1 protein-coding gene is annotated in these 502 nt (G+C 58.2%); it reads right to left on the reverse strand.

Translation table 11 applies throughout. From position 1 onward, the window contains the following. Nucleotides 1-457 (reverse strand): 7-cyano-7-deazaguanine synthase (locus BN1119_RS07595; protein ID WP_041996071.1); only part of this gene is annotated, 457 nt, incomplete at its 3' end. Between the last annotated feature and the right edge of the window lie 45 nt (nucleotides 458-502).

The raw sequence follows: 502 nt of genomic DNA on the forward strand, positions 1-502 counted from the left end.
TCTGATCCTTGTTGGTGTCCAGACCGCGCAGCAGGCGGGGGCGGCCGGTGCTGTCGTCACGGCGCACATAGTGGCCGGTGGCGATGTAGCTGGCCCCCAGCTCTTCGGCGGCGAATTCCAGGAACGCCTTGAACTTGATCTCCTTGTTGCACAGGATGTCCGGGTTCGGCGTGCGACCCGCCTTGTACTCTTCCAGGAAGTGTTCGAAGACGTTGTCCCAGTATTCGGCGGCGAAGTTGATGGTGTGGAGTTTCATCCCCAGCTTGTCGCAGACGGCCTTGGCATCAGCCAAATCCTGGGCGGCAGAGCAGTACTCGTCCGTGTCGTCTTCTTCCCAGTTCTTCATGAACAAGCCTTCGACCTGATAGCCCTGCTGCTGGAGCAGGTAGGCCGAGACGGAAGAATCCACGCCGCCGGACATGCCGACGATCACCTTGATTTGGCTGTTGTCTGTCATTAGTCGAAGTTACCAGTTCGTTTAAACGGGGCGTATTCTACCAGA

The organism is Aeromonas bivalvium (genome assembly GCF_000819765.1).
Taxonomy (GTDB): domain Bacteria; phylum Pseudomonadota; class Gammaproteobacteria; order Enterobacterales; family Aeromonadaceae; genus Aeromonas; species Aeromonas bivalvium.